The sequence below is a fragment of the Pantoea sp. M_10 genome, from assembly GCF_008631515.1.
In the GTDB taxonomy this organism is placed as follows: Bacteria; Pseudomonadota; Gammaproteobacteria; order Enterobacterales; family Enterobacteriaceae; genus Pantoea; species Pantoea anthophila.
In genome coordinates, this window is sequence record NZ_VWUL01000001.1 from 460,187 (window position 1) to 476,287 (window position 16,101).

12 protein-coding genes and 1 other RNA gene are annotated in these 16,101 nt (G+C 56.3%); 4 read left to right on the top strand and 9 right to left on the bottom strand.

Annotated elements, in window-relative coordinates:
• Positions 1-52: 52 nt before the first annotated feature.
• Genes F3I47_RS02240 through sufA form a run of 7 tightly spaced genes read right to left on the bottom strand, consistent with a single transcriptional unit; the run spans position 53 to position 6,715 of the window.
• Positions 53-1,078 carry a L,D-transpeptidase family protein gene (locus F3I47_RS02240; protein ID WP_150029984.1) on the bottom strand — a complete coding sequence of 342 codons (1,026 nt, stop codon included), beginning with the start codon at positions 1,076-1,078 and terminating at the stop codon, positions 53-55.
• Between the two features lie 56 nt (positions 1,079-1,134).
• A complete protein-coding gene (gene sufE / locus F3I47_RS02245) occupies positions 1,135-1,551 on the bottom strand; it encodes a cysteine desulfuration protein SufE (RefSeq protein WP_009090494.1) in 417 nt (138 codons plus the stop codon).
• A gap of 21 nt (positions 1,552-1,572) precedes the next feature.
• The gene (gene sufS, locus F3I47_RS02250) at positions 1,573-2,796 is read right to left on the bottom strand and encodes a cysteine desulfurase SufS (protein ID WP_009090495.1); all 1,224 of its coding nucleotides are present in this window, start codon (positions 2,794-2,796) and stop codon (positions 1,573-1,575) included.
• Positions 2,796-4,076, bottom strand: a complete 1,281-nt coding sequence (sufD, locus tag F3I47_RS02255; RefSeq protein ID WP_046101731.1) for a Fe-S cluster assembly protein SufD — start codon at positions 4,074-4,076, stop codon at positions 2,796-2,798. Before sufD ends, sufS begins: the two co-directional genes overlap by 1 nt.
• Complete coding sequence (sufC, locus tag F3I47_RS02260; RefSeq protein WP_009090499.1) at positions 4,051-4,797, bottom strand: Fe-S cluster assembly ATPase SufC; 747 nt, start codon at positions 4,795-4,797, stop codon at positions 4,051-4,053. Before sufC ends, sufD begins: the two co-directional genes overlap by 26 nt.
• Before the next feature lie 42 nt (positions 4,798-4,839).
• Complete coding sequence (gene sufB, locus F3I47_RS02265; protein ID WP_046101730.1) at positions 4,840-6,333, bottom strand: Fe-S cluster assembly protein SufB; 1,494 nt, start codon at positions 6,331-6,333, stop codon at positions 4,840-4,842.
• A gap of 7 nt (positions 6,334-6,340) precedes the next feature.
• Complete coding sequence (gene sufA, locus F3I47_RS02270) at positions 6,341-6,715, bottom strand: Fe-S cluster assembly scaffold SufA (protein WP_009090504.1); 375 nt, start codon at positions 6,713-6,715, stop codon at positions 6,341-6,343.
• Positions 6,716-7,103: 388 nt separating this feature from the next.
• On the opposite strand from sufA, the gene F3I47_RS02275 reads away from it, so the two are divergent.
• The gene (locus F3I47_RS02275; protein ID WP_150029985.1) at positions 7,104-7,508 is read left to right on the top strand and encodes a hypothetical protein; all 405 of its coding nucleotides are present in this window, start codon (positions 7,104-7,106) and stop codon (positions 7,506-7,508) included.
• 33 nt (positions 7,509-7,541) lie between these two features.
• Here the strand turns inward: F3I47_RS02275 and F3I47_RS02280 are convergent, their stop codons facing one another.
• Complete coding sequence (locus F3I47_RS02280) at positions 7,542-10,595, bottom strand: FAD-binding and (Fe-S)-binding domain-containing protein (protein ID WP_140925195.1); 3,054 nt, start codon at positions 10,593-10,595, stop codon at positions 7,542-7,544.
• Positions 10,596-10,799: 204 nt separating this feature from the next.
• Between F3I47_RS02280 and ydiK the strand changes: the two genes are divergently transcribed.
• Complete coding sequence (gene ydiK / locus F3I47_RS02285; protein WP_033736275.1) at positions 10,800-11,918, top strand: AI-2E family transporter YdiK; 1,119 nt, start codon at positions 10,800-10,802, stop codon at positions 11,916-11,918.
• A 292-nt stretch (positions 11,919-12,210) separates the two neighbouring features.
• Positions 12,211-12,318: antisense sRNA RprA (gene rprA / locus F3I47_RS02290), an RNA gene on the top strand.
• A gap of 78 nt (positions 12,319-12,396) precedes the next feature.
• Here rprA and ppsA read toward each other — a convergent pair.
• Complete coding sequence (gene ppsA, locus F3I47_RS02295) at positions 12,397-14,781, bottom strand: phosphoenolpyruvate synthase (RefSeq protein WP_150029986.1); 2,385 nt, start codon at positions 14,779-14,781, stop codon at positions 12,397-12,399.
• A 430-nt stretch (positions 14,782-15,211) separates the two neighbouring features.
• Between ppsA and F3I47_RS02300 the strand changes: the two genes are divergently transcribed.
• Positions 15,212-16,039 (top strand): pyruvate, water dikinase regulatory protein, encoded by an 828-nt coding sequence (locus F3I47_RS02300; protein ID WP_009090518.1) that lies wholly within the window; start codon positions 15,212-15,214, stop codon positions 16,037-16,039.
• The last annotated feature ends 62 nt before the right edge of the window (positions 16,040-16,101 follow it).

A 16,101-nucleotide genomic window follows, 5' to 3' on the forward strand; every position in this document is an offset into this window, starting at 1 on the left:
GCCTTTATGGCGCCATTTTTTTTGCCTGCCAGGCTCTATCCGGCATTTTCTGTCAGGGTTTAACGTTCTTTGCCTCCTTCCCTGCTGCCGCACTCTCTGTCGACACCGCGGCACTTTCCAGCCCTTCGGGCGGCACGGTATCACTCTCTACCGGTTCACCACTGCTGACCAGCACAGGCATGCCTGAGCGTCGTGCGATGCTGGCTTTAATCAGCGCCCGGTCACTCTTCTCACTTTTCATAAACTGCCTGAGTCCGTTGCTGAGCGCAATGGTCTGCGTCTGTGGATCATCTTTGTCACTGCGTGACAGCGGCTGGTGCACTTCAACGTAGCGTTTACCATCCGGCTCGATGGCGTACTTCACCGGCTGATTGATAATCTGCACCCGTGTCCCCTCTGGAACGGCGTTAAACAACGCTTCGATATCTTCGGAACGCAGACGGATGCAGCCGGAGCTGACGCGCATGCCGATGCCAAACTTCGCATTGGTGCCGTGGATCAGATACTGGCCCGTGCCGCGCGCCAGACGCATGGCAAACTGTCCCATCGGGTTATCCGGTCCCGCAGGCACCACGGCGGGCAGCGTGACACCCTCTTTCGCGTAGCGTTTGCGGATGTTCGGGGTTGGCGTCCAGGTAGGATTAGGGATCTTCTGGCTGATACGGGTGACCATCACGGGAGTGGCTGCCCCTAACTGGCCAATGCCGATGGGATAGACGATGACTTTATTTTCGCCTTTGGGATAGTAGTAGAGACGCAGCTCGGCAAGATTCACCACAATGCCTTCGCGTGGCGTATCGGGCAGGATCATCTGTAGCGGTATCGTCAGTTGCGTGCCCGCCTTTGGCAGCCAGGGATCGGTGCCGGGATTCGCCTCCAGCATCCCCAGCAGACCGACCTGGTAGCGGGCCGCAATCGCTTCCAGCGGCTGTTTGTTATCGGGGACCTGAGTCAGGACGTTTTCGCCAATCAGGCGACTGTCAGGTGGCGGCAGCGGATATTCCGTGGCGAATGCGGGTGCAGAGAGCCCAAAACAGGTCAGCAGCAATGCACCGGCTAAACGTAAAGCTGGTTTCATGCAATTTTCTCGTCAGATAAAAAAACAGACGCCGGATGGCGTCTGTCGAGTGTAGCTTAGCTGAGGTTCTGAGCGGTATGGCGAATAGACCGAATCATCGCCTCCAGCCCCTGCGACCGGGTGGGCGTCAGGTGCTGCATCAGGGCCAGTTCGCCAAACCAGTGGCGGACATCCAGCGCCAGAATCTCGGCAGGTGGCAGGTTCTGATAGAGACTAATTACGATAGCAATCAGGCCCTTAACGATAGCGGCATCGCTGTCACCTTCGAAGGCGATGGTGCCATCGGCCTGCGGCGTCATTCTGATCCACACCTGGCTCTGGCATCCCGAGATGACGTTTTCCGGCTGGTGCAGGGTTTCAGAGGATTCCGGAAGTTTCGAACCCAGTTCAATGATGTACAGGTACTTCTCTTCCCAGTTGGCGCAACGGTTAAAGTTACGCACCAGTTTCTCTTTTTCAGGCAAATTCGCCATCAGTCACTCCGTTAAAACTGTTCAGCCGCCCAGCAGACGATGAATGCGCGTCAGACCCGCTGCCAGACGATCCACCTCTTCTTCACTGTTATAGAAGGTGAAGGAGGCGCGGCACATCGCAGGCACGTTGTAATGCTGCATCAGCGGCATGGCGCAGTGATGGCCGGTACGGATGGCAATACCATACTGATCCAGGAAGCTGCCGACATCGTAAGCGTGGTGCTTACCGAGATTGAAGGCGATAACACCGGCGCGCGACTGCGGGCCATAGATGCGGATGTCCGGGACGGTGCCCAGCTTATCCAGGGCATAGTTCATGAGCGCCGTTTCGCGCGCATGAATGGTATCAAGTCCCAGCGCCTGCACGTAGGCCAGTGCCGCGCCAAAGCCGATAATGCCGCCGGTATTGGGGGTGCCGGCTTCAAAACGCCACGGCGCGCTGTTCCAGGTGGTGCCCGTCGGCAGCATGACGCGGTCAATCATCGACCCGCCGCCCTCCCAGGGTGGCATCTGGTCCAGCAACGCTTTGCGTCCATAAAGGATACCCACGCCGTTCGGGCCGTAGAGTTTATGGCTGGAGAAAACATAGAAATCACAGCCGATATCCTGCACGTCAACTTTGTCATGCATTACCGCCTGCGCACCATCCACCAGAGTAACAACACCCGCGGCTTTGGCCTGCGCCACGATCGCTTTGACCGGGTTAACCGTGCCGAGCACGTTTGAAACATGCGTCACGGCCAGCAGGCGCGTGCGGCTGTCAATCAGCCCCGCCAGCTGCTCAAGCGCCAGCTCACCGTTGTCATTCAACGGCAGCACACGCACTTCGGCTCCGGTGCGCTCAGCCAGCATCTGCCATGGAACGATATTGGCGTGATGCTCCATCTCAGTAATGATCAGGTTATCGCCAGACCGGAGCTGACTGCTGCCCCAGCTGTTGGCCACCAGATTGATGCCTTCGGTGGTTCCTTTGACGAAAACAATCTCTTCCTGCGACGAAGCGTTCAGGAAACGGGCGGCCTGATCGCGCACGTTCTCCATATCACTGGTTGCCTGCTGGCTCAGCGTATGGATGCCACGATGCACGGCCGCATAGCCGTGCTGGTAAAAATGACTCTCAGCATTGATCACCGAGAGGGGACGTTGTGCGCTGGCGGCGCTGTCAAGGTAGGCCAGCGGATGACCGTTGACCTCTCGCTTCAGGATAGGAAAATCAGCCCTGATGCGGTCGAGATCGAAGTTCATCATACGTCGCCTCCGGGAAAACGTTGCGCGATACGCTGCAGTACGGCCTGACGCATCACCGGATTTTCCAGTGTTTCGGTCAGTTCTGCCGCAAAGGCGTGGATAATCATGGTCTGCGCAGCATCCTGTTCAATACCGCGCGAACGCAGATAGAACATCTGCTCGTCATCAATACGGCCGATAGTGGCGCCGTGGCTGCACTTAACGTCATCCGCATAGATTTCCAGCTGCGGCTTGGTATCGACCTCTGCCAGCTTGCCCAGCAACAGGTTGTTGTTGGTCATCTGCCCGTCTGTCTTCAGTGCATGCTGTGCCACTTTGATGTGACCGTTAAACACCGCACGGCCTTTGTCGCGCACGATGGTTTTATGCATCTGACGGCTGACGCAGTGGCCTTTATTGTGCTCCAGGTAAGTACGGGTATCCGCGACTTCCTGTTTCACCGGCAACACCAGGCTGTTAATCGCCAGCGTACTGTTCTCACCGTTCAGCTGCGTGCTGGTATTGTGGCGCGACAGACCGGCACCCAGCAGGAAGCTGGTACTGCTGACCTGCGCATCGTTACCCACCACCAGATCGTTGTGCGCAAAGTGATAGCTGTTGCTGCTTTCAAACGCCAGTTTGGTGTGGGTCAGCTTTGCATTATCTCCAATCGCGCAGGTAAAGCGCGAACCGGTGAAATGGGCCTGATCGTTGAGTGAAACGTAGTGCTCAATCACTTCCGCTTCGGCGCTCTCTTCCAGCTGCAGGTGATGACGATAATGAACGGTGTTCATGCCCGTCTGCTGGCCGCTGGTGATATGCAGCAGGTAAACCGGGCGCGCTGCGGATTTACCGCGTGCCAGACGCAGGGTGGTCACCTCTTCCGCCAGGCTCTCGGTCAGATGCAGAAACACTTCCGGCTGAACGGCGGCGGGCAGCGGACGACGCTCGGCGGCCACGCTGTGCTGAATCTCAAACAGCTCGGTGTCGCGGCTGCTCAGCGCCGCCTGGAACTGACCGTCAACGAAGACCAGGCGGATGGCATCCAGCGGCAGCGCCAGTGCATCAACCTGTTCAGCGCTCAGAGTCTGAGGTGCGTCAGGCAACACAAACTGCTGTGACAGCAGCGTGTCCAGCGGGGTGTATTTCCAGTTTTCATGCTTGCGGGTTGGCAGGCCAACGCGCATCAGTTGCTGCCAGTGCTGCTGAGCCTGCAGAGAACGCACGTCGCCGCGCGACTCAAACAGGTGATGCCACTGTTGCAGCGCAGAATCACTCTTCGTCGGTAAGCCAGCCATAACCTTGCTCCTCCAGCTGTTTCACCAGCGAGAAGTCGCCAGATTTCACGATTTTGCCCTGATACAGAACATGAACGAAGTCTGGCTTGATGTAGTCCAGAATACGCTGGTAGTGGGTCACGATGATAAAGGCACGCTTTTCGTCACGCAGGCTGTTCACACCATTGGCAACGATTTTCAGCGCATCAATGTCCAGACCGGAGTCGGTTTCATCCAGGATGCAGAGCTCAGGCTCCAGCGCCGCCATCTGCAGGATGTCGTTACGCTTCTTCTCGCCGCCGGAGAAGCCAACGTTAACGGAACGGGTCAGCAGATCTTCCGGCATCTTCAGCAGCTGAATTTTCTCTTCGATGAAGTCCTGGAAATCAAAGCGATCCAGCTCTTCCTGCTGACGGTATTTGCGCACCGCGTTTACCGACGTCTGCAGGAAAAACTGATTGCTGACGCCGGGGATTTCGACCGGATACTGGAACGCCATAAAGATACCTTCACCAGCGCGCTCTTCCGGTGCCAGCTCCAGCAGATCTTTACCGTTGAAGCTCACCGAACCGCCGGTCACTTCATAATCTTCGCGGCCTGCCAGCGTGGCTGACAGCGTACTTTTACCTGAGCCGTTCGGGCCCATGATGGCATGCACTTCGCCTGGTTTAATTTCGAGATTCAGGCCACGCAGAATGGCTTTATCTTCAACACTGACCTGCAAATCTTTAATGCTTAACATACTTATTCCTTCACGTTGCTTCCGGCAAGGCGTGTGACGGCATCAGCCCACACTGTGCTCAAGGCTGATGGCTAACAATTTCTGGGCTTCCACGGCAAATTCCAGTGGCAGCTCGGAGAATACGTCTTTACAGAAGCCGTTCACGATCATCGAGATGGCGTCTTCTTCACTGATACCGCGTTGCAGACAGTAGAACATCTGATCTTCGCCGATGCGTGATGTCGTGGCTTCGTGCTCCAGCTGAGCGGTGTTATTGCGGGTCTCCACATACGGGAAGGTATGGGCGCCGCAATCCGGGCCGATCAGCATCGAGTCACACTGCGTAAAGTTACGTGCGTTGGTGGCGGTTGGCATGATTTTCACCAGACCGCGATAGGTGTTCTGACTTTTACCGGCCGAAATCCCTTTAGAGATGATGGTCGATTTGGTGTTTTTACCAATGTGGATCATCTTGGTGCCGGTATCGGCCTGCTGACGACCGCTGGTCAGCGCCACGGAGTAGAACTCACCCACCGAGTAGTCCCCGCGCAGAATGCAGCTCGGGTATTTCCAGGTGATTGCAGAGCCGGTTTCCGACTGTGTCCAGGACATCTTGCTGTGGTCACCTTCACACAGCGCACGCTTGGTCACGAAGTTGAGGATACCGCCCTCGCCTTCACCGCCAGGGAACCAGTTCTGAACCGTGGAGTATTTCACTTCGGCGTTTTTGTGGATGATCACTTCCACCACGGCCGCATGCAGCTGATAGCTGTCACGCACCGGGGCTGAGCAGCCTTCGATGTAGCTGACATAGCTGTCTTCGTCGGCAATCAGGATGGTGCGCTCGAACTGACCGGTTTTCGCAGCGTTGATGCGGAAATAGGTCGACAGCTCCATCGGGCAGCGCACCCCTTTCGGGATATAGACAAAGGTGCCGTCTGAGGCGACCGCGGAGTTCAGCGCGGCAAAGAAGTTGTCATTCGCCGGCACGACGGTGCCCAGATACTGCTTCACCAGCTCAGGGTGTTCCTGAATCGCTTCGCCAAAAGAGCAGAAGATGATGCCCTGCTCCGCCAGCTTACCGCGATAGGTGGTCGCGACTGAAACGGAGTCGAAAATCGCGTCAACCGCCACTTCGCGGCCTTCGCGGACCGGCACACCCAGCTGATTAAAGGCGTTTTCCACTTCCTGCGTCAGATACTCACTGGCGGGCGCGCTGCCTGAGGCCTGAGTGGCACCCGGCTCCGACGCGCAGCTATCGTCACAGCTGCCGCATGAGGGCGCGGAGTAGTAGCTGTAATCCTGATAGTCGAGCTTCTCGTAGTGCGCTTTCAGCCAGTGAGGCTCTTCCATTTCAAGCCAGGCATGAAACGCTTTAAGACGAAACTCCAGCATCCACTCTGGCTCGTTACGCTTGGCCGAAATCGCGCGCACGACATCTTCGTTGATGCCGTTGGCAAATTCTTCGGTTTGCAGTTGGGTAAAGAAGCCCTCTTTGTAGTTGAGCTTGCCTTCCCAGATTTGTACATCGTCAGATGTTTCGCTGTGTCGTGACATATTTCACTTACTCGACGCCAAAGCTCTCACCGCACCCGCAGGCGTGCTGAGCTTTAGGGTTATTGAATTTAAAAATCTGATTCAGGCCTTCGCGAACATAGTCCAGCTCGGTGCCATCAACGAATGGCATCGCCTGAAGCGGCACAAACAGCGTTGCGCCGTAGAATGAAAACTGCAGATCGTCTTCGACAGGTTCTTTCACCAAATCCATAACGTAGCCGAACCCGGCGCAGCCGGATTGTTTCACGCTGAGTCGCAGACCCTTGACATCAGGGTCCTGAGCCGCCAGATTGAGAATTTGTTGCGCTGCGGTTTCAGTCAGCGTCAGCCCTTTCCAGACGAAATCGTCAGGTGAGAAAGAGTCTGTATTAACGGATGCCATATTGATACCTCTTGAGTCCGGACCTTTTCAGGCTATCCCCCTATGGTAGTGATCTCACCGATCACTTCAACCTCTTGTTTTGCAGGGATAATCATCTTGTGCTGTTTTATTTGCTTAATAATTAAGCATAGCCTCTTCAGCTCACTGTGTGGTGAGAACGTCAGCCTTAATAAGCCAGTGATAACCTATTAATAAATCACTCATTTTAAAATAACCCTTTTTGATAAAAAGGCTTATTGATAGGTTACGCCTTTCTGCGATGTAAACAGATTGTTATTTCCGATTATACCGACAGGCAGGATAAATCGTTAAATTTTTCTGCCCGCACATTGCAATCCCTGAACAGTTGAATATGATAATTATTATCATTCACATTCAGGATGGTTTCATGACGCTCTCTGTCTCAGCCTGGCTCCAGCACAAAATCAATGAATACCAGTTCAGCATCCGCGATATCACCGTCGACTTTTACATGGCGCAGGCAAAGCTTGATCGGGCCGACTGCACGATACATCAGCTGCGTCAGTTCAACGATGCCTGTCAGGATATGGCAGAGATCTGCCAGTTGAATGGTGACGACCAGAGTTACCTGCATGCGATGGGAAAACTGCATCATCGCCTGGTTCAGGAGATGGGAAACAGCGAACGCGACCGCCTGTTCCGTATTCAGGCTTACCAGCTGGCGCGCCTCTCCCTGACCCGCCTCTGCCATCAACTGGCTCTCGTCGGCGAGTGGAACAAAGCCTCCGCGCTGCAAAGCGACTTCGTACGTCACGCAGGCTGGATATTCTAATCCAGCCATGCCGTGACGTCGCGCACAATTTTTTTACATTAATGCTAACAAAGCCTGAAGCGGATGACGCATGCCGTTGCCTTCCACCCGTTTGACCTGACTGCGGCAGGAGTAGCCGGTCGCCAGACAGCGCTGACGCGGCAGCCGCTGAAGCTGCGGATGCCATGAGAGCGCATAGATCCCCAGGGAGTTCTCCAGGTTTTTGCTTTCATGGCCGTAAGTTCCGGCCATGCCGCAGCAGCCGACGTTGATATTCTCCAGTTTCGCACCAAACCGGGCGAAGATATCCTGCCACTGACCGGGGGCTGAGGGCAGCGCGGTCACCTCGGTACAGTGCGCAAACAGATACCATGACTCGCCGCCCGTGGCCTGTACATCACGCTCTGCCAGCGCCCGCTGCAGCCATTCATGCACCAGCAACACAGCAAAGTCGCCGCGTGCGTCGCCCAGCGTCTGACGATACTCATCGCGATAGCAGAGCACGGTGGCCGGGTCGACCCCGACCATCGGCAGGCCCAGTTTTGCCACCCGGTTGAGGAAGTCGGCCGTCCGGGCTGCGGTTCGGGCAAAGCGCTGCAGGAAGCCTTTAACGTGCTGCGCTTTACCATTGGGTGAGAATGGCAGCAGAACCGGACGATAGCCCAGCTTCTCAATCAGCCGGATGAAGTCACTGACCAGCTGCGCCTCATAAAAGCTGGTAAAGGGGTCCTGAACCACCAGCACACAACGCTCACGCTCCGCGGCGGTCAGCGCTTCCAGCTGCTCCAGCGTCATGTTCATCGCCGGATGTCCGCTGAGCTGCTGCTTCAGATTGGGCGCAGAGAGCAGAGGCAGGTCGACCATGCCGATATGCGTTTTGCTCAGCTCTTTCAGCCACGGCTGGCGCAGGAAGAAGTTAAACACCTTGGGTGCCTTCGCCATCAGCGGCGCATAGCTCTCAACCGCTGCCACCAGATGGTCACTCGCCGGACGCAGATAGCGGGTGTGGTAGAGCTGCAGGAAGCGTGAGCGGAACGCAGGCACGTCGATTTTGATCGGACACTGGGTCGAGCAGGCTTTGCAGGCCAGACAGCCTGACATCGCCTCTTTGACCTCATGCGAGAAGTCATACTCCCCTTTGCTGGCGTGCCAGCTGTTACGGGTACGGGCGATCAGGGCGCGCAGCGACAGACGGTTTTCCGGCAGCTGCTTCTCCAGCATCAGCGGATCGACGCCCTGCCCGGCCAGCAGCCGCAGCCACTCCCGCGTCAGGCTCGCCCGTCCTTTGGGCGAGTGAATACGGTTGCGGGTGATCTTCATGGACGGACACATCGGGCTGCGGGCATCGAAGTTAAAACATAACCCGTTGCCATTACACTCCATCGCGCCGCGCCACTCATCCCGCACCGTTAACGGAATCTGCCGATCCCAGGTGCCACGCTTGACCGCATCAACCTGCATCATCTCGTCATGACGGTTGAAGGGGGTACAGATCTTGCCCGGATTAAGACGGTTAAGCGGATCGAATGCCGCTTTGATGCGGCGCAGTTCGTTAAACAGCGTTTCGCCGAAGAAGGCCGGACTGTACTGAGCACGGAACCCTTTGCCATGCTCTCCCCACAGCAGGCCACCGTAGCGCGCGGTCAGCGCCACCACCTCGTCGGAGATCTGTTTCATCATCATCTCCTGCTGCGGGTCACACATATCCAGCGCCGGACGGACGTGCAGCACGCCCGCATCAACGTGTCCGAACATGCCGTAACTCAGACCGTGGCTGTCGAGCAGCGCGCGAAACTCGACAATGTAATCCGCCAGCTTCTCGGGCGGCACGGCCGTGTCTTCCACAAAGGGGATCGGTTTTGCCCGCCCTTTGGCGTTGCCCAGCAGTCCGACGGCCTTTTTACGCATGTTATAGATGCGTTCGATGCCCTCCAGGTCGTTACAGAACTGATAGCCAATCACACCGCCCTGCTGCTGCGCCATCAGCGCATCGAGGCGGGCACTGAGCCGTTCAATCTGCTGGTCGATCAGAGCGGCGTTGTCGCCGGCAAACTCAACGATGTTCAGCCCCTGCATCTCTTTATCGGGCACATCGGCGATCAGTTCACGCACCGAGTGCCAGACGATATCTTCACGAGCCAGATTGAGCACCTTGGAGTCCACGGTTTCAACCGACAGCGCCTGGGCTTCTACCATAAAGGGTGCATTGCGCAGCGCAGAGTCAAAGGAGTCATATTTGATGTTTACCAGCCGCCGCACTTTTGGCAGCGGTGTGATATCAAGCCGGGCTTCGGTGACAAACGCCAGCGTCCCTTCCGCGCCACAGAGCAGCCGCGTCATGTCAAAGGTCTGCATGTCATCGCTGAAGACATGGCGCAGGTCATAACCGGTCAGGAACCGATTCAGCTTTGGAAACTTTTCCAGAATCAGCGCCCGGTGTTCACGGCAGCGGGTCAGTACCTGCTGATAGAGCCGCCCTTCGGGGGTTGCCGTCTGCGCCAGCGTTTCCGCCAGCGCGGTGGCCATCGGCCGCGTATCCAGGATATCGCCGCCCAGCAGCACGGCACGCAGGCCCAGCACATGATCCGAGGTCTTGCCATACACCAGCGATCCCTGCCCCGAGGCATCGGTGTTGATCATACCGCCCAGCGTCGCCCGGTTACTGGTGGACAACTCCGGGGAGAAGAAAAAGCCGAAAGGCTTCAGCCAGGCATTGAGCTGATCTTTGATCACGCCCGCTTCCACCCGCACCCATCGCTCTTCCGTATTGATCTCCAGAATGCGGTTCATATAGCGCGACATGTCGACCACAATCCCCTGATTCAGCGACTGCCCGTTCGTACCGGTGCCGCCACCGCGCGGTGTAAACACCAGGCTGGCGAAGCGGGCCTCTCCCGCCACGCGGGCGAGCAGCGCCACATCCGCGGTGGAGCGCGGAAACAGCGCCGCGTCAGGCAGCAACTGATAGATGCTGTTATCGGTGGAGAGTGAGAGACGATCGGCATAGCTGGTGGCCATGTCGCCGGTAAAACCCTGCTCTTTCAGCGACTCAAGGAACGTCAGCACCAGTTGAACGAGGCCCGGTGCCTGCGAAATCTGTGGGATCATGATTGTCTGACCGAAGGTGTTGTAAACGTTTGCGTTTATGCGTTAGCGATTTCCCGTTTTAACATATTTTTTCTGCGTCTGCCGTTTTTTCAGAAAAGCCAAAACCTTTCTCGGTAACGCTGTTTAATCCTCAGTAAATAGATCATGATGAAAACCGGCATCGCTATGCCGGAAAATGAAGGATTAAGACGAGGTTATGAGTCAATGATGAAAAGCCAGTACCGGGATATGGATTTACCGCAGATTCTCTTTACCCTGATGTTCATTCTGCTGCTGATTGTCGCCTGCCTGTGGGTGGTGCAGCCGTTTATTCTGGGCTTCGCCTGGGCCAGCATGGTGGTCATTGCTACCTGGCCGCTGATGCTGAAATTTCAGCGACTGCTGTGGGGACGCCGTTCGCTGGCTGTGATCGTGATGACCCTGCTGCTTTTGCTGCTGTTTATCATCCCTATCGCCCTGCTGGTCAGCAGCCTGATTGACAACAGTGCACCGGTCATTGCGTGGGTCACGCAGGGGCACACAATGCCGAAGCTGATGTGGCTCAAAGAGATCCCGATGGTCGGCAAAAAGCTTTATGTCAGTTATGACACCCTGGTGGCGAGCGGCGGGGCCGGGATCATGGCCAAGATACAGCCCTATATCGGGCGCACCACCGGCTTTTTTGTCGCTCAGGCCGGTCATTTCGGGCGCTTTATGATCCATCTGGGCGTGATGTTACTTTTCAGCGTGCTGCTTTACTGGCGCGGTGAGCAGGCCGCTCAGGGCATTCGCCACTTTGCCTTTCGTATGGCCGGACGCCGCGGGGATGCCGCCGTGCTCCTGGCGGCGCAGTCTATTCGTGCCGTGGCGCTGGGCGTGGTGGTCACGGCGCTGGTGCAGGGCGTGCTCGGCGGTATCGGCCTGGCTATCTCCGGTATTCCCTACGCCACGCTCTTAACGGTGCTGATGATCCTCTGCTGTCTGGTCCAGCTCGGCCCGCTGCTGGTGCTGGTTCCGGCCATCATCTATCTCTACTGGAGCGGCGACACCACCTGGGGAACCGTGCTGCTGGTCTGGAGCTGTGTGGTGGGCACGATGGACAACGTCCTGCGTCCGATGTTAATTCGTATGGGTGCCGATCTGCCGATGATCCTGATCCTCTCTGGTGTTATTGGTGGCCTGTTTGCGTTTGGCATGATTGGTCTTTTTATCGGACCGGTGGTGCTGGCGGTCTCTTATCGTCTCGTTTCCGTCTGGGTGCATGAAGCGCCGGCCCCGGATAACGATCCGCAGGCGGTGGCGGAAGCCCTTGCCGATCACGATGGCACCCCGCCCGCTGTGTGATACGGAACGGTAACAGGTTCTCGCGACAGCCTGTTTAACGATTGATTAGTGCGGTTAATGATGATTAACCGCACACCCCCCTGCCGATCGGATAAATTTCCCTTTCCATTAGCGATTTTTAAGAAAAAAGCCATTCTTGGCCCAAAACAGACCTTTTTCGGCTAAAAAAGATTATTTTCTGCACTGTTTCTTAAGCCAAATGGCGGAGTTTAGGGGGCAAAAGATTATCGGCTTTAAACTAATAAGAGGATTCTTAAAGACGCCAGCCAGCCATATGAATAACATGTTTCCTATGTTCGAAATCAACTTACTGATTTCCAGACAACCTTATTCCCCTGAGTAGAGTAAAGAATTGCTGTGTGTAGTCTTTGCCCATCCCCTGTGATGGGCTTTTTTTTTGCCTGAATCTGACCAGCAATAAAAAGAAAAAGGCCCGCAATGCGGGCCTGAAGATTTGACAACAGCAGCGGTGAGGCCGTCAGGCGGTTTTCTTTAACTGCGCCAGACTCACCCAGGTTTCCACGACGGTGTCCGGGTTAAGCGACAGACTGTCAATGCCCTCTTCCATCAGCCAGGCGGCGAAATCCTGGTGATCGGACGGTCCCTGACCGCAGATGCCCACATATTTCCCCTGCTTTTTCGCGGCCCTGATCGCCATCGACAGCAGTGCCTTCACCGCCTCGTTTCGCTCATCAAACAGCGCAGAAACCACGCCTGAGTCGCGATCGAGTCCCAGCGTCAGCTGCGTCATGTCGTTAGAGCCGATAGAGAAGCCATCAAAGTGCGCCAGGAACTGCTCCGCCAGCAGGGCATTCGATGGGATCTCGCACATCATGATGATCTTCAGCCCGTTCTCACCGCGCTTCAGCCCCTGACGCGCCAGCTCCTCCACCACCGCCTGCGCCTGGTCCACCGTGCGCACGAACGGAACCATGATTTCAACGTTGGTCAGGCCCATCTCATTGCGGACACGTTTTACCGCTTCACACTCCAGCGCAAAGCAGTCCCGGAAGCTATCGGCCACATAGCGACCTGCGCCCCGGAAACCGAGCATCGGGTTTTCCTCTTCCGGCTCATAACGTTCGCCGCCCACAAGGTTGGCATATTCGTTAGTTTTAAAGTCGGAAAGTCGGACAATTACGCGTTTCGGTGCGAATGCCGCGCCAAGGGTAGCAATTCCCTCGGTCAGGCGGGCGATGTAGAACTCCACCGGATTATCAAATCCTTTGGTCATTTTACGAATCTGCTGCTGCAGTTCCGGGGTCTGCTGGTCGAACTCCAGCAGCGCTTTCGGATGCACGCCAATCATGCGGTTGATGATGAACTCCAGCCGCGCCAGGCCGACACCTTCATTCGGCAGACAGGCAAAATCGAAGGCACGGTCGGGATTGCCCACGTTCATCATGATTTTCAGCGGCAGTTCAGGCAGTGAGTCAACCTGAGAGCTGGTGATATCGAAGTCCAGCAGGTCATCATAGACATAGCCGGTATCGCCTTCGGCGCAGGAGACGGTAACATTGTGCCCCTCTTTCAGCCGATCGGTGGCGTCACCACAGCCCACCACGGCCGGAATGCCCAGCTCGCGCGCGATGATCGCCGCATGGCAGGTTCGTCCGCCCCGGTTAGTGACGATGGCGGATGCCTTCTTCATGATCGGTTCCCAGTCCGGGTCGGTCATGTCGGTCACCAGCACATCCCCTTTCTCAATCCGGTTCATTTCGCTGATATCGTGGATGACCTTCACCGTACCGGCGCCGATACGATGACCGATAGCACGGCCTTCCACTACCACGCTGCCCTGCGCCTGCAGCGTGTAGCGCTCCATCACCTGACCGTTTGAACGCACGGTTTCAGGACGAGCCTGAACGATAAACAGTTTGCCGGTGTGACCATCTTTGGCCCATTCAATATCCATCGGGCGCTGATAGTGCTGTTCGATCAGCACGGCCTGCTTCGCCAGCGCCTGCACCTCTTCATCGTTCAGGCAGAAGCGATCGCGATCGGCCTCCGGCACATCTTCAATCCGCACCTGCTCACCGTGGGCCTGAGAGTCGGCGTAGACCATGCGAACCTTTTTCGACCCCATGTTGCGGCGCACGATAGCGGGACGATCGGCTGCCAGAGTCGGTTTGTGGACATAGAACTCATCCGGGTTAACCGCCCCCTGCACCACCATTTCACCCAGCCCCAGTGCAGCCGTGATAAACACCACCTGATCAAAGCCGGATTCGGTATCAATGGTAAACATCACGCCAGACGCGGCCAGATCCGAGCGTACCATGCGCTGAATGCCGGCGGAGAGCGCCACACCGCGATGATCGTAGCCCTGGTGGACGCGGTAGGAGATGGCACGGTCGTTAAACAGCGAGGCGAAGACGTGCTTCACCGCCACCATGACGGCGTCAATACCCTGCACATTCAGAAAGGTCTCCTGCTGACCGGCAAAGGAGGCATCGGGCATATCCTCTGCGGTTGCCGAGGAGCGGACGGCAAACGAGGCGTCATGATCATCGGCAGAAAGCTGCTCGTAGGCGTCCAGGATGGCGGATTCCAGTTCCGGCAGGAAGGGGGTCTCAACCACCCACTGACGAATCTGTTTACCCGCTTTGGCCAGCGCTTCGACATCATCAATGTCGGTTTCATCCAGCAGCGCATAGATTCGCCGGTTCAGCCCGCTTTGATCCAGGAAGAGGTTAAAGGCGTATGAGGTCGTCGCAAATCCGTTGGGCACGGAGACACCCAGCGACGAGAGATTCGTGATCATTTCACCCAGAGAGGCATTTTTGCCGCCCACCCGATCAACATCATGCATGCCAAGCTGGTTATACCAGAGCACAAGTGGCTGTGCGTCATTACTGGCCATTAAGCGTATCCTTTTTAATGAATGGGGACAGGGAGTCATCTGTCCTCAGCCTGGCATATCACTTAAGCAATCACGATCTGTTGAATCGTTAAAGCAGAATTTCAGAAGCAGTTTCGGAATTGTGAGCGTTTTATTTTGCCGTTGCGCAAAATCGCCATTTTTACCTAACTCATTGATATTTTAACGTAAGTTAAATTTTCCCTTATCAGAGTGCTGTTTTTTGTTGCGCAACAAACCCGCGCAGACGCTGCCAGAAAACCGCCCCTCAGACGGTTAAAACAGCAAAATCCCCACGTTCGCTTTGTAGCCAGTGCCTTGAATCTCCGGATAAATAACCCGGATAGCGATTCCAGAAATGAACATCCGGCATGATTTTTTTCGCCGCATGACGCATGCTGATAACTCACTCTTGTTCAGGACAGAAGCGGTTATGACAACTGACAGAAGCGTTTTCTATATTTCCGATGGTACCGCCATCACGGCTGAAGTGCTGGGCCATGCGGTGTTGTCGCAGTTCCCGGTCAATATCACCAGCCTGACGCTGCCGTTTGTTGAAAACGTCCAGCGGGCGCTGGCGGTTAAAGCTCAGATCAACGCGCTGTATCAGCAGAGCGGCGTCCGGCCGCTGGTCTTTTTCTCAATAGTCACACCGGAAGTGCGCGACATCATCGTGCAGAGCGAGGGCTTCTGTCAGGACATCGTACAGGCGCTGGTCGCCCCGCTGCAGCAGGAGCTGGGTTTAGCGCCTGCGCCAGTGGCTCACCGCACCCACGGTCTGGATGCCAGTAACCTGGGGAAATATGATGCCCGCATCGCGGCGATCGATTACGCCCTGGCCCATGATGACGGCATCTCGCTGCGCGGGCTGGAGGATGCGCAGGTGATCCTCGTCGGCGTCTCACGCTGCGGCAAGACGCCCACCAGCCTCTATCTGGCGATGCAGTTTGGTATCCGTGCTGCCAACTATCCGTTCATTGCTGACGACATGGACAACCTTAAGCTGCCGCCTGCCCTGCGCGCGCATCAGAACAAGCTGTTCGGGCTGACCATCGATCCGGAACGGCTGGCGGCCATCCGCCAGGAGCGGGCGGAAAATACCCGTTACGCCTCAATGCGCCAGTGCCGGCTGGAAGTGGGCGAAGTGGAGGCCCTGTTCCGCACCCACCAGATCCGTTATCTGAACAGCACCAACTACTCGGTGGAGGAGATAGCCACAAAAATTCTCGATATCATGGGTCTGACACGCCGCATGTACTAGGAAGCGGGAGCGGGCAGACGATGTAAAGCGTTGCTGCCGTCGGTTCTGATTTCATTATCAAA